At 69.5% G+C, this 13,151-nt stretch carries 12 protein-coding genes and 2 pseudogenes; 5 read left to right on the top strand and 9 right to left on the bottom strand.

Annotated features, from left to right (window positions below; translation table 11 throughout):
• Positions 1 to 192: 192 nt before the first annotated feature.
• The 4 genes from ACZ6BG_RS20105 to ACZ6BG_RS20090 form a co-directional block, all read right to left on the bottom strand.
• The gene (locus tag ACZ6BG_RS20105) at positions 193 to 594 is read right to left on the bottom strand and encodes a hypothetical protein (RefSeq protein ID WP_469003149.1); all 402 of its coding nucleotides are present in this window, start codon (positions 592 to 594) and stop codon (positions 193 to 195) included.
• A gap of 318 nt (positions 595 to 912) precedes the next feature.
• Complete coding sequence (locus ACZ6BG_RS20100) at positions 913 to 1,428, bottom strand: hypothetical protein (protein ID WP_469003147.1); 516 nt, start codon at positions 1,426 to 1,428, stop codon at positions 913 to 915.
• A gap of 9 nt (positions 1,429 to 1,437) precedes the next feature.
• Positions 1,438 to 2,004: a hypothetical protein gene (locus ACZ6BG_RS20095; protein WP_469003145.1), complete on the bottom strand. Its 567-nt coding sequence runs from the start codon at positions 2,002 to 2,004 to the stop codon at positions 1,438 to 1,440.
• A 1,114-nt stretch (positions 2,005 to 3,118) separates the two neighbouring features.
• Positions 3,119 to 3,868 carry a transposase gene (locus ACZ6BG_RS20090; RefSeq protein WP_469003143.1) on the bottom strand — a complete coding sequence of 250 codons (750 nt, stop codon included), beginning with the start codon at positions 3,866 to 3,868 and terminating at the stop codon, positions 3,119 to 3,121.
• A gap of 116 nt (positions 3,869 to 3,984) precedes the next feature.
• Here ACZ6BG_RS20090 and ACZ6BG_RS20085 point away from each other — a divergent pair, with 116 nt between their 5' ends.
• Positions 3,985 to 4,734, top strand: a complete 750-nt coding sequence (locus ACZ6BG_RS20085; RefSeq protein ID WP_469003141.1) for a transposase — start codon at positions 3,985 to 3,987, stop codon at positions 4,732 to 4,734.
• On the opposite strand, the gene ACZ6BG_RS20080 is transcribed toward ACZ6BG_RS20085, so the two are convergent.
• Entirely contained in the window at positions 4,725 to 5,441 is a 717-nt protein-coding gene (locus ACZ6BG_RS20080) for a serine/threonine-protein kinase (RefSeq protein WP_469003138.1), read from the bottom strand. The genes ACZ6BG_RS20085 and ACZ6BG_RS20080 overlap by 10 nt on opposite strands.
• A gap of 121 nt (positions 5,442 to 5,562) precedes the next feature.
• Positions 5,563 to 6,432: a hypothetical protein gene (locus ACZ6BG_RS20075; protein WP_469003135.1), complete on the bottom strand. Its 870-nt coding sequence runs from the start codon at positions 6,430 to 6,432 to the stop codon at positions 5,563 to 5,565.
• A gap of 216 nt (positions 6,433 to 6,648) precedes the next feature.
• On the opposite strand from ACZ6BG_RS20075, the pseudogene ACZ6BG_RS20070 reads away from it, so the two are divergent.
• From ACZ6BG_RS20070 to ACZ6BG_RS20055, 4 genes and pseudogenes are all read left to right on the top strand, one after another.
• Positions 6,649 to 7,215 (top strand): annotated as a pseudogene (locus ACZ6BG_RS20070) (AfsR/SARP family transcriptional regulator); the annotation flags it as partial.
• Between the two features lie 27 nt (positions 7,216 to 7,242).
• On the top strand, positions 7,243 to 9,957 hold the full coding sequence (locus ACZ6BG_RS20065; protein ID WP_469004100.1) for an ATP-binding protein: 2,715 nt from the start codon (positions 7,243 to 7,245) through the stop codon (positions 9,955 to 9,957).
• A gap of 141 nt (positions 9,958 to 10,098) precedes the next feature.
• Positions 10,099 to 10,323 (top strand): hypothetical protein, encoded by a 225-nt coding sequence (locus ACZ6BG_RS20060; protein ID WP_469004152.1) that lies wholly within the window; start codon positions 10,099 to 10,101, stop codon positions 10,321 to 10,323.
• A 13-nt stretch (positions 10,324 to 10,336) separates the two neighbouring features.
• Positions 10,337 to 10,456, top strand: a pseudogene (locus ACZ6BG_RS20055) (IS5/IS1182 family transposase); the annotation flags it as partial.
• Positions 10,457 to 10,709: 253 nt separating this feature from the next.
• On the opposite strand, the gene ACZ6BG_RS20050 reads toward ACZ6BG_RS20055, so the two are convergent.
• The 3 genes from ACZ6BG_RS20050 to ACZ6BG_RS20040 are packed head-to-tail and all read right to left on the bottom strand — an operon-like array spanning position 10,710 to position 12,611.
• Positions 10,710 to 11,177 carry a TrmO family methyltransferase domain-containing protein gene (locus ACZ6BG_RS20050; RefSeq protein ID WP_469003133.1) on the bottom strand — a complete coding sequence of 156 codons (468 nt, stop codon included), beginning with the start codon at positions 11,175 to 11,177 and terminating at the stop codon, positions 10,710 to 10,712.
• A 42-nt stretch (positions 11,178 to 11,219) separates the two neighbouring features.
• On the bottom strand, positions 11,220 to 11,933 hold the full coding sequence (locus ACZ6BG_RS20045; RefSeq protein ID WP_469003131.1) for a hypothetical protein: 714 nt from the start codon (positions 11,931 to 11,933) through the stop codon (positions 11,220 to 11,222).
• A gap of 6 nt (positions 11,934 to 11,939) precedes the next feature.
• Entirely contained in the window at positions 11,940 to 12,611 is a 672-nt protein-coding gene (locus ACZ6BG_RS20040; protein WP_469003129.1) for a hypothetical protein, read from the bottom strand.
• Positions 12,612 to 13,151 lie beyond the last annotated feature (540 nt).

Raw genomic sequence — 13,151 nt, 5'->3', positions numbered from 1 at the left:
AAATCGGTGACGTCACGACCAGCAGGTCTTGGGCCACGGACGCGACGCGGGAGATACGACGAGGACAGCGCGGCCACGGACGCGCGCAGCCCTCTTGATGCCCGAGCACCATCCGTAGGTGTCGGGCTCCGCCCGCACGCGCTCCTCAGGCCCGAAGGCATAAGGCGACGTCCGTCAGCGGTGCGCGATGGTCTATCGCGTTCTGTAGGCAACGACGGCAAGGGCTCTGGTGGCGTGGGCGAGCCGCTGAAGGTAGTCATAGGCGTGGGCGGCGTCCGGGGCCACAGGCCGCCTCTCGATGAGCGCGTGGCCCTCCTGGACCATGCTCAGCAGCATCTGTTTGGGCTCGCCGTCCCACACCTCCACGGGGACCTCCTGGCAAGCGAACAGCAGCGTCGACAGGTCGGCCAGGAGCATCTTGGTCAGCTCCTCCGTGGTGTATTCGGGCGGTTCGCCTCCATAGAAATGGAAGAGGATGTCGTCGCCGCTGGGCGGGGGAAGCAGAGCGAGGGCGTGGCCCACGGTGCGGCCGATGGCCGCGAAGTCGAGGGCGCTGTCGCCCTGCAGGTCTGGGGAGTGCTGCTCAGGACTCATAGGCTTCTGCCTTCTTTGGCCACGTCGAGCAGGAAATGCACGGCGCGGGCGGTGAAATGGGTGTGTACGGCCACAACTCGTAGTGACGCGATGGCGGTCGGCCCCGCCCGATGCAGGACGAAGCTCTGGGCGCGTTGATACGCGAGCGTCCTCACGGAACGTAGGAGGCAACGCCTTCATGCAGCCGATCAGCGCGTACTCGGGTGCGACGGGGTCTCGTGGCGCGGCATCGCCACCCCAGGCCGGGCCGCCTCGGCGATGGTCCTACTGGTCGAAGGGAATTCACCGGGTCGGTCGGCGGAATGTCGTGGGAGACAGTCACTGCTCTGCCCCTCGGCCACCGAGGAGAGGCAGGAAGGCCAGAAACGCCTGGCGCTTGTGGAGGTAGGTCAGGACGCGCTCGAACGCTGGGTCATCAAAGGTGAGGTCGGGACGCCCCGGAGCAAGCACGCCGCTGGCAAGCCCCAGGCCGACGTAGCGGCACACGGCCCCGAACCTCGAGCGATACTCGATGGGCGAGGCCGGATCGGAGTCGGTGAACGAAGTCCGTACGACGTCCCAGCCCTGCTCGTCCGTAGCGAACCGCCGGAGCCGCTGCAGCGCCGCACGCCGCTCGTCGCTGGAGGTTGCCACCACGTACGGAGCCACGCTGACCCTGGCGCCGGTCCGGTCGTGCTCCTGGAACAGCTCCTGCATGGAGTCGACGCGCAGGCCCTCGAGCCGCGGAGCCTGATTCCAGGGAGTCTTCGGGTCGTCCTCGTACGGGAGGAACGCGCCGCAGTGGTCGTCCCGGTACGGAAGGTATGCGCTGAGGGAGAGGTCGCCGAAGGTCATGTCGCCGCCTCACGCCAACCTCAGCTGGGACGCGAGCAGCGCTTCGTGCGGCACGGGGGCGGGTTGCAGGCGATCGAGGTAGTCCCGCAGGGGGGCTGGAGGCACGAGGCGATCGCTCTTGAAGGGCCGCAGCCAGTACTGACCGGGTGGATCGACATGGTCAAGGGGCGGCAGGGCGATCTCGTGCGGCCGTCCGAGACAGGCGCCGTAGCGGTGCGGCGCCCACTGTGCACTGGAGCCCGGCGGTACGAGCCAGTAGAGCCACGACCTGACCGGGTCTTCGATCACAGGTCCGCAGCCGTCGATCTGTACCTCGTCCATGAGCCGGACGACGGCCCGCGCGGCATCACCGCTCGCGGTGGCCACGACGTCGAAGAGGCGCCCGCCCAGCGGAAGGCGGACCGGGTGGCCGCTCTGAAAGCCCATCAGGCTCCGGACCCGGGTGGCGAGGTCGCGCATGTCCAGGGCGACGTCCTCGTGGCTGATCGTCTCGGTGCGGGTGGTGAAGGCGGCTTCTCCGGCGGGCGGAATCATCCGGGCGGAGTCGACGGAGCGCTGAGGCAGTGGTGCGATCACGCCTGCGCAGGGGCCTGGACGGGCTGCACCGTCTGCCCCGGGCTGTCCCGGCGGGTAGGCGAATTCGCCAGTGGAGAAGTTCATCTGGGGCGCTCCCGCTTGTCGAGTACCTGGCTCACAAGTGGAACGCGCAACCCGACATTTCAACATGGGGGCGATGGCCCGGAGGCGGTCAAGGTGGTCAAAGATCATCTGCAGGCACCTGGCCTGGCGAAGGGGCCCTCCCCGCCCCCTTCAGCCTGACGACCTCGACCAAGCTGCGACGGCCTGCCCTCTGCATCCGACCGGCCGGAGCACGTCCTGGTACAGCTCTCATGTGGGGACGCCTGCAGCCCGCGATCTAACGCCCCTCGTGGCTGGGGCAGGCGTCAGGGGCTCCACCAGTCGCAGCTGGCGGGGTCGTGGATAACGGGCCGAGTCGATGTTGGGGTCGGCGGTGTAGTCGAACTCGCGTAAGGACTTCTTCTGCAGGAAGTGGGCGGCCCGAATACGTCGTTCGGCCCGACGACGGTCGCGGGCCTCGCACCCGGCGAGTAGGTGCAGCAGAGCTGGCAAAGAATGCGCTATTCGTGCGGCGGAAACCGGAAACGGTCCTCGGCCTGCGGCGATTCCTGCGCGCGGAGTCGCCGATCTGCATACGGCGGCCGTGAACAGCCGCGGCGGGGATGAGCACGCAGTCCCTATGTTCATCAGGTGGGTCGGTGCATGAAGCTGTCGCGCCACGGGCGGGTGTGGGTCTTGCTTGCAAACATACGGAGAGGTGTGCCGCCTTCCGCTGACAGACTCACAGGCGTGTGCGAAGAGCGAGGTGGCGTCGCTCTACCGCCTCCCGCGACCACTTCCGGTTCGTTAACACTGCGTTAGAAAGCTGTGGTTGTCGGCCAACAGATCCCACCCTTTCGGCCACTCCTGTGTAATTGCCGAGGCAATCCTCCAACACCCGATATAGACCTTCGAGGGACCCAGCTCTGGCATTGGGCGACGAACTGAGCCCTTTCAGAGTGGCCACTGATCGGGTGATGGGCTGGCATCCCGCAACGCACGAGGCTCCTGCGCCGTTGAGAGAGGTGTTCGACGTCTCAACTCATCAGCGCAGGAGCCTCATTGAGCTTCTTCAGCGTTGCCGCTCCAGGGTGAGGACCGCCTTGGCGATTGACGTCATGCGGTTTGGGCTGCATCGGGATCTGCGGAAGATCCGCCAGGACTTCAGGCGGGCGACGCCGCGTTCGACCGGTGCACGTGCCGCAGCCAGGGCGCGGTTGACGGTCTTCTCGGTGGGGGTGAGCTCTTGAAGCGGCCTGCGTTTGTGGCCCGTGGTCAACCACGGGCCACCGCCCTGGTAGGCGAGATCAGCCAGGATGGGGACGCCCTGGCGCTCACAGAAACGGATGACCGGGTGAATGCGGGCGGCGGTCAGGTCGTGGGCCCGGCCTGGTAGCGCGGGCGAGAGCCACAGCAGTCCCCCGCCCGGATCGGTGACCACCTGCACGTTCACCCCGTGCCGGCGGTGCTTGTGGGAGTAGTCCGCGCGTGAGTCGCCGACTCGGTCGCACTCGGCGAGGGTGCCGTCCAGCAGGACGAAGTCGGGGTCCGCCTCGCGCAGGACCTTCAGCAGGCCCGGCGCACGCTCGGCGAGCAGATGGATGACCGCGCTGGTGTAGGCGTGGGCGGTGGACTCGCTGATCCCGAACCCGGCAGCGATCTTCGCCAGGGTGACGTGTTCGCGCAGGTACACCAGTGCCACCATCGCGCGCTGAGACAGGCGGAGCTTGCAGCGCCGGTCGCCCTCACGGGTGACGATGAGCATGGTGACCCACTCCACGAGCGCATGAGGCAGGTCGAGTGCGGCAGGATAGATGACCAACGAGGCCCCCGAGCAGCATGATTGAGACGTCAGACATCTCGATCAACAGCCCGGGGGCCTCGCTCGTTGCGGCTCACGAACCATCACCTGATCGGTGGCCACCTCGAAGAAGCTCATTGGTTCCCTATCCTGCCGCACTCGACCTGCCTCACGCCCTGGTCGAGTGGGTATCCATGCTCATCGTCACCCGTGAGGGTGACCGACGCTGCAAGCTCCCGCCCCACCAGCGTGCGCTCGTGGGCCTGGTCTACCTTCGCCGGCACGACACACTCGCGCAGATCGCCGCCGGGTTCGGCATATCCGTCGGCACCGCACACGCCTACGTGACAGCCGTCGTCGAGCACCTGTCCCGCCGGGCGCCCGGACTGCTGCGGATCCTGCGAGAGGCCGATCCTGATCACGTCCTGCTCGACGGGACGCTCGCCGAGTGCGACCGCGTCGGCGACAGCCGGGCCGACTTCTCGCAGAAGCACCGTCGTCACGGCGTGAATGTTCAGGTCGTGGCCGATCCCGCGGGCAAGCTGCTGTGGATCTCACCGGCGCTGCCCGGCCGCACCCACGACCTGACCGCGGCCCGCACCCACCGCATCATCCGGATCTGCGAACGCCAGGGCGTTCCCGTCCTCGCCGACCGCGCCTACATCGGGGCCGGCTCCTGGGTGACGACCCCGATCAGACGGCTTCCTCATCAGGACCTCACCACGACCCAGCGGACGATCAACCGGGCCCTGTCAGCGGCACGCGCACCGGTCGAACGCTGCATCGCGGGACTGAAGTCCTGGCGAATATTCCGCAAAGCCCGCTGCAGTCCCAACCGCATGACCGTCATCGCCGCCGCCGTCCTCACCCTGGAGCGTCAATGCTGAAAAGGCTCACTGCCGGTGGCCGCGAAGACCAGGACGCAGCCCAGCGAGAAGACGTCGGCCGCAGGCCCGGCGTCGCGGCTCGACACGATCTGCTCGGGCGCCATGAACCCGGGCGTCCCCATCACGGCACCGGTACGTGTCACTTGGGTGGCGTCCACCGCGCTGCTGATGCCGAAGTCGATGACGCGGGGCCCGTCCTCGGTGATGAGTACGTTGCCGGGCTTGAGGTCGCGGTGCACGATGCCCGCGTCGTGGATGGCGGGCAGTGCCTCCGCGAGACCGGCGCCCAAGGCTCGTGGCCCCGGCTCGGACAGCACGCCGAAGCCGCGTACGACATCGTGCAGCGAGGGCGCGGGGACGCAGGCCGTGGCCAGCCAGGGCTGCGGCGCGTCCGCGTCCGCATCGAGCACGGGCGGGGTGAAGAAGCCGCTGACGCGGCGCGCGGACTCGGCCTCGCGCCGGAACCGCCCGCGGAAGTTCGGTGCCTCGGCGTACTCGGGCCGGATGACCTTCAGGGCGACCAGCCACGACCCCGGCGACCTGGCCAGGAACACCCGGCCCATACCGCCCTCGCCGAGGAGCTGGAAGACCTCGTAGGGGCCGATGCGGGTGGGGCTCTGCTGCCCGTGGGCCCGAATCCGAGCCCGGTCCTGGACCCCGGCCGATGGCTCCGCGGCGGTGGTGACCGGCCGGGTCGGCGTCGGCATGGCGGGTGACTGCGGCACGGTGGTGTGCGGGGGCTGGTCGGACCGGGCGGCCGTGGGCGTGGGCGTGGCCCTGGGATCGCCGCCTCCGCGGGGCTGGATGCGCACGTCGTGGCCGGAGCGGTCAGCTCAGGGAGCCGAGTACGTCACGGGCGGCGGTGATGGCGTCCGCCTCGGTCTGCTTCTGCGTCCGGTCGGAGGACGTCGTGCTGTAGACGAACTCCGTGCGGATCGTGGCGTTGCCGTTGCGGGTGAGCACCTTCACCCAGACCAGCGTGTCATCGACGGCGTGGACGACGACGGCTTCCTCGCCGAGCCCGTTGAGTTCACGGGATTCCACCTTGTGCGTGGGCCCCATGACCTTCATGGCGGTCTTCTTGTTGATGTCGTACATCGACTTGGCCGACGGGCCGACCGTGAGGTTCACGTCCAGACTCTGGAAGTCGGCGCCGGAGCCGGCGGGGTCCCAACTCGGCATCCTGGTCATCATCGTGGCCAGGTCGCCCTCGTCCGTCACACCGGGCGTGCACGTGGCGCCGGGGGCGATCTTCGCGATGGTCGACGGCTTGATCAGCTCGCAGCCCTTGGGCACCTTGGTGTACGCCTTGCCCCCCGAGGACTCCTCGTTCGGCGGCCCCTTCGGCTTGGCGACGCCTCCCGGCAGGCCGGTGGGCTTGCCCGACGCGGTGTCCTTGTCGTCGTCCCCAGACGTGGCGACGACCACGCCGACGATCACCGCGACGACGAGTGCCGCGGCGCCACCGATCAGCCAGGCACGCGAGCGGCCGCGGGGGCCTCCCGGGCCGTCGGGGCCACCTGGCGCGCCGGGACCGCCGGGCGGTACCTGCTGCGACCAGGCCGATGGTGCGCCACCCGGCGCCTGCGGCGGGACGGGCGGCGGCGCCTGACCGGGCATCGGAGGCGGCGCCTGGCCGGGACCCTGGTACGCCTGGCCGAACCCCTGTGGGGGGTTCACCTGCGGGTTCTCACTCACGATGCAGCTCGCTTTCCTACGGTTCACACCCTCGGGACGGCGGGAACCCGTACCGAGGCAGGCCGGAACGGAGATCGACCGGGACCGGACACGACGCGCCGAACCCTCTCGCGAGACACTGCAATGCCGATGAAATTCTGCTGAAGCAGAGGATTCGGTGGCCGCGGGGATAACGGGGAACCGCGGGACGGTGCGTAGACCACGGGGGAGATAGCGGTGGGTTGGAGCAGGACGGGTATTCCGGGTGGGCCTGGCGCGTCGGGTACCGCAGGCGCGCCGGGTACGGCGGGTACGACGGGTTGTACCGGCACGACCGGCACGACGGACCAGACAGGTACGACCGGCACGGCGAGGCCAGCGGATGCGGCCGGCCGGGACGGGGCGCCAGGCTCAGCGGAGTCGACCGCCCGGCGCGGGGCGGCAAACCCACCGGACACGTCCACCACGAACCCAAGCCCAGCACCGACTCCGCCGGACAGGACCAGGACGAACCCGGCAGCGGCCCCGGCGGAGGCCATCCGCCCCGCCAGTACAAATGGCGCCCGCGCCGCCGAAGGCCCGCTGCGTCTCACCCTCCTCGGCCCCGTCACCGCCCACCGGGGCGAGGTCCCGCTCGATCTCGGACCCGTACGCCGGCAGGCGGTCCTCGCCGCGCTGGTCCTCCGCGCCGGGACGCTCGTCACCCACCAGCAACTCCTGGACGACGTATGGGGACTCGAACCGCCGGGCACGGGCCGTCGCGTCCTGCCCAGTTACGTCTACCCCCTGCGCAAAGCGCTGGACGCCCCCGGCACCGCCCCCACCGCCTCCGTGATCCGCGGCGAGCGCGGCGGCTACCGCTTCGTACCCGTACCCTTGCCCGCGTCCGCGCCCGCTCCCGTACTCGGCGAAGTCCCGACGGACATCGGCGAGTTGGCGGGCCGCAGCAGCGCGATACGCGCCGCGAAGGCCGCGGGGGACCTTCCCGCCGCCCTCGACGCGTGCACGCGGGCCCTGTGCCTGTTCCGCGGAGAGCCGCTGGCCGGCCTGCCCGGCCCGCTCGCCGACGCCGAACGGCGGCGCCTCACCAGGCAGCGCCGCACCCTGCACCAGGAGCGCGTGGAGTGCCTGGTGCTCCTCGGCCGGTACGCGGAGGCCCTGGACGAACTCCTTGCGGCGCCCATGGCGCGGCCGTACGACGAACCACTCGCCGCCCTGCGCATGCGCGCGCTGTACGGCGGCGGCCGGCAGGCCGAAGCGCTCGCCGTCTACCAGGAGACCCGGGGCCGGCTCCGTGACGAACTGGGCGTGGAGCCCGGCGAGGAACTGCGCCGCGTGCACCAGGCGGTACTGCGCCGCGACGATCCCGTGCTGCTCGGTGGCGCCGAGCCGTCCCGCCCCCCGACCCCCGCCGCCACAGGGACACCGCCCACGACCACAGCACCCACCCCCACGCCCGCCACCGCACCCGCACCCGCACCCGCACCCGCACCCTCCACCCCACCCCCCACACGCCCCCGCCGCAACGAACTCCCCGGTGACACCGCCTGGCTGGTCGGCCGGGAGGCGGAGCTCGGCCTGCTCACCGCGCCGGTGCCCGCCGGATCCGTCTCCGTGGCCGCCGTCGACGGCACGGCGGGCGTCGGCAAGACCGCGCTCCTGGTGCGGGCCGCCTGGACGCTGCACGAGCAGTACCCGGACGGCTGTCTGTTCGTGGACCTGCACACGCACGGCGCCCCGCACGAGAGCCTGCGCCCGCAGCGCGCCCTCCATCAGCTGCTGCGCGCAGTCAACGGCGTCGACGGCGAACTCCCCGACGAGCTCCCCGAGTTGGTCTCCGCCTGGCGCGCGGCCACCAGTTCCTTGCGTCTTCTGCTGGTCGTGGACGACGCCCGCAGCGCGGAACACGTACGCCCCCTGCTGCCCGCGGGGCCGGGCAGCAGGGTCCTCGTGGCGGGCCGCCAGCGCCTGCCCGGCCTCGACGCCGACCTGCGGATCACCGTAGACCCCCTGGACACCGGCGACGCGGTCGCCCTGCTCACGCGCCTGCTCGGCGAGACGCGCGCCGGACAGGAGCCGGCGGCCGCCGAGGAGCTCGCCCGCCGTTGCGGTGGCCTCCCGCTGGCGCTGCGGATCGCCGGGGCCCGGCTGCAGAACCGGCCGTCCTGGACGGTGGCACACCTGGTCGGCCGGTTGTCGGACGACGAGCGCCGGCTCGGTGAGCTATGGGCGGAGGACCGCAGCGTGGAGGCCGCCTTCCGGATGTCCTACGACCTGCTCGCCCCCGAACTGCGCCGCGGGTTCCGGGCGTTGGGCCAGGCGCCGACCGCCGAGTTCGACGGGCTCACCCCCGCCGTCATGCTGGGCCGCTCGCTCCACGACGCCGAGGACCTCCTGGAGCGGCTGGTCGACGCGAGCCTGCTGCAGCAGCCGCGGGCCGGCCGCTACCGGCTGCACGATCTCGTACGCGATCACACGCGCCGCCTCGCCGCCACCGCGCCGGAGGAGGCGGCGGCGGACCGCGCCGCCGTACTGCACCTGTATACGGCCGCCGGGCGTATCGCCAGCGACTGGGGGCCCGAGGGGTATCCGACGGGCCCCGACGTCTCCGGCTCCCCCTTCGCGGACTGGCGGGAGGCCGACGCGTGGCTGGAGGCGGCGGGCGGCCAACTCCTCGACGTGGTCGCCTTCGCGGCGGCCAAGGGGCAGCGTGACCACGCCTGCTGGATCGCCGAGTCGCTGGTCGACCCGCTGGTCCGGCAGGGCCGCTATCACGAGTGCCGCTCCGCCCTGGAACTCGCGCTGCCCGGCGCCGACCTGGCCGAGGACCGGCGGATGCCGTCCTCCCTGCGCAACTGCCTGGCCATCGCGGACATCTACCAGGGGCGTTTCGGGCAGGCGTACGCCTGGTGCGCCGACGCGCTGAGCATCGCACGCGCCCGGGGCGACCTGCGCGAGCAGGCCCGTGCGATCGCCGTCATGGGCGCCGCGGAACGCGCACTGGGGCGTCTTCCGGAGGCGGCGGCCCACCTGAGCGAGGTCATGGGTCTCGCGTCCCGGCTCGACGACGACTGGCTGGCCGGGATGTCGAGCTGCCAGCTCGGCGCCCTGCACGACCAGGAGGGCCGGCACGAGAAGGCACTGACGTTCTACGCCACCTCTCTCACCTTCGCCGAGAAGATCGGCCGCCCCAGAATGATCAGCAAGACCCTGTGCTTCACCGCCGAGGCCCACCTGGCACTCGGCCGGCACCTGGAGGTCAAGGACCTGGCGCGGCGCGCGGCGGAGCTGGCGCAGGAGGTCGGTGACCTGCAACTGCGCGCGACGAGTCTGTCCCTGCTCGGCGCCGCGGAACACGGCCGCGGAGACCTGGCCGCGGCCATCGCCCTCCAGCGCGAGGCCCTGGCCACGCTCACCGAACACACCAGCAGACCGCTGGAGATGGAGGTACGCCGCCGCCTGGGCCACACCTACGCGGCGGCGGGCGACCCGACCGAGGCGGAACGCCAGTTCACTATCGCCCGCTCCTTGGCAGGCCCGGCGTAGCAGGTGCGGCGTCGCGACCGGAGGAGACCGGCCTACGGACAGCCGCAGTGGTCCAGCAGATCGCGGTTGAGGACAAGCCGCACCCCGACACGGGACAACCACGACGAACGAGTCTCTTCCACCTTCAGCACCGGTCGAGTGATGGTGGCCCGTCAACCACTACTGATCGGCTACGCGCACCGCGGCAAGACCGTGAACGTCATCGTGGAGGACACCCACTTCCGCGTCGTCCACAACGGCACGGAACTGGCCGTTTTCCCCCGCACCAGCGACAAGCCCGTCACTCGGATCAAAGCATGGCCGAGCCGTCAATCACGCGAGCCGCGTCAAGAGAGTCTTGAGGACGGAACGTCAAGCAAGTCCTGAGCCCTCACACATCAATGTCTTGTCCCGGCTGAAGAACTGGAAGGTTCTGCGGGACTGCCGGCTCAAGGGCAGCGGCGTCCATCAGACCATGCTCGGCGTTGCACGCCTGCACAGCATGGCCCTCACGGGATAACCCCAGCCCCATACGGGACAACCTTCAGGCGGTCCAGTCGGCCGCGACGCGTCGGCGCCGCTGGGCAACGGCGACCGAGTGCAGGCCGAGCACAGGGCCCAGAATCGCGAGCGGCAGGCCCTCGGCCGTTACCAAGGGTCCCTGTGCACACCGCAGGCACCCCGACGGCTCAGCAACATGAACCCCGGTATCGATGCCGTTCGATACCGAGCGCCCCGGCCGAGGCAGCCACTCGGCTCCGGCTATGCCTTGGTCACGCCTTACTCGACCAGTAGTCAGCGAGCATCTCGCCAGGCCAAGCAGGCTCGTGGATAGATCCTAGCGGGCCCAACTCGGCGAAGTACGGCGAGATGTCGTAGATCTTCGTTCCGACCACAGCGTCCAGATCGGTCACCCGCAATGTGAGTCCGTCGACCTTGAGGAGCCGGGGGAAGCTCTGGGCCAGCTGGTTGGGGCGCCGGTGATTGCGGTGCGCGAACGTCCCCGTTGCCGGCCACTGCACGTTCCCTCGTGGGCTGCGGGCGTGGTACTCAACGTCGTCGGGCGAGGCCAGGTTGAAGTGCCACACCACCACCAGGTGGGAAAACTCCTCGAGGCCCTGTACGGAATCGAGGGGGAACTCGGACTCGTGGAGTTGGATCACGGACTCGATGCCGCCCCAGTAGTCGTCGGCAACCTCGGTGCGGCCCTCGACGACTTCTCCAATCGGCTTGATCTCCAAGGTTGTGTGCCAGCCCTTCGTCTTGCCTCAATGACGGTACGGTCAATCTACTTGGGCCAGGTAAGCGGCCGCGCGTGCATCGAGCGCACCCACCGCAGGAATGCCACGCCTGCGGTAGGGCGACAGCAGAACCCTCATGTCCACGACCGCCTGACGGGCTCGTCCGGAATGAATTCCGTCCTCCCTCGTGTCCAGGACGCTGGTCCAGGTCGCACATGCTTCCTCAACGCCGTCGTGCGCAAGCTGTGTCGCGCCCATGTATCCGAGTGTGACGGCGTGCGTGCGCCGAAAGGCCGCCCCGCGGGTACGCACGGAGCACCGGAACTGCTTGACCGCCGCCTTGTGGTCACCGAGGTCTCGCAGGCTGCACGCGGTCTCGTGCGCGAGGGAAGCCTCACCGAAGAAGAAGGTGCGGTCTGGCTCTACGACTCCGTCGTGTGCGTTGGACAGGTCGTCCTCGGCCCGCAGGAGTGCACGGGCGGCCTCCGCTCTGAGCTTGTTCGCCGCCAGGGCTCGGGCGTGCACGACGCCCAGGAGCGCTCGTTCGCGGGGCGTAGCCGCGGAGTACCGCTCTCCGCTGACAGAGAGCCGTGAGATCTGGAGGGCTTCGCGGCTGTGTCCCAGGTCGAGTGCTTGGTGTGCCATGGCCCGCAGGATGTGTCCGCTCAGTGGTGCGTCTCCTGCGCGGGCCGACAATTTCACTGCGGTGTTGAACCGGCTGAGTGCGACGGCGTGCTCGCTGTTGTCGAACGCCATCCACCCTCATACGTAGGTGAGTTCCGCTGAGGCCGCGAACATCGAGCGGCGCGTCTCGTCCGAGGCGAACCGGCCGTGGAGGAAGGGGAGCACTTCCGCCTTCATGTACTCCTCGATTGCGCGTCGGCCGTGTCCGCCGCCACGCCGCTGGTCCAGGCGTGAGAAAGCCTGTGTCAGCTCTCGTACTGTTTCCACATCTCCCTGGCCGACGCGCTTTCCGGTCGAGGGCTTCTCGGACGGAGGCTGCGACATGGCGGCCCACCACGACTCGTCCGGCAATATCAGGGGCGCTGCGGAGTACATGCACCCCGCGAGCAAACGACGCCGATCCGCGTCCACGCCACTCCCCAAGTCGTTCAGCGCGATCAGCGGATCAACGCTCCAGTCCAGCATCCCCAGCGCCTGCGGGACCGCGCCAGGGAACCCGACTTCCTGTGGCGTGATCTCACGCTTCAAGCGACGGGACAGTGCCTGAATCAAGATAGCGGGCGCGACACCGGTCGGCTTGGTCCCGCCGACCCACATACTCACGTGGGAGCGGCCGATCTGGGAGTTCTCCAGTACCTCGCCGTTCAGAGCCTCAGCGGCCACTCGGTTGTACGCGTTCGCCGCCTGGGCCCGTGACCAGCTCGCTTCCTCCAACAGTGCGGCTAACTTCTCGTTCCGCTCCCGCGCCATCCTTGCGCCTCCGCCAACAAGAAGGATCTTTGACCACGTTGACCAAGCTACGTTCGCCCGCAGCCGGCCAGACCGTAGCCTTACGCCAGTGCGCAACTACGTTTCGCTGCAGCCAAGATGACGGGCAGCCATTCCACCGCGACGATGCAGGATCAGCGGAGGAAGGCTACTCCCAGACGCCCGTCGGACTCACATGAAGCACTTCGGCCTCCTGCTGCAGCACGTGCAGTTTCAGCCCGCAGGGCGAACCATGACCGGTGAGGCGGGTGAGGCCGGTGAGCACTCATCGTGAGGCAAAGGAATCGCCAAGACTCCCTAGGTGGCTCATTGTGAACCCGTCCCCGCCCCTTAACCATGCTCGGACGATGGGGAGTTACGGGCTGACTGAAGCATCCGCGGGCCACCGGTGGCCCGCGCGGGGCATCAAGGGCCGCGCGCTTGCGTAGCGATTCCTGCCAGAGCGAACGGGTGGCCGATAAACGATCTTTGACCACCTTGACCACCCGTGAACCCTCAACCCCATTCCAGGCGCTACGAGTA

This window comes from Streptomyces sp. NPDC041205, from assembly GCF_055591765.1.
This window is presented reverse-complemented; position numbering and strand designations above follow the sequence as displayed.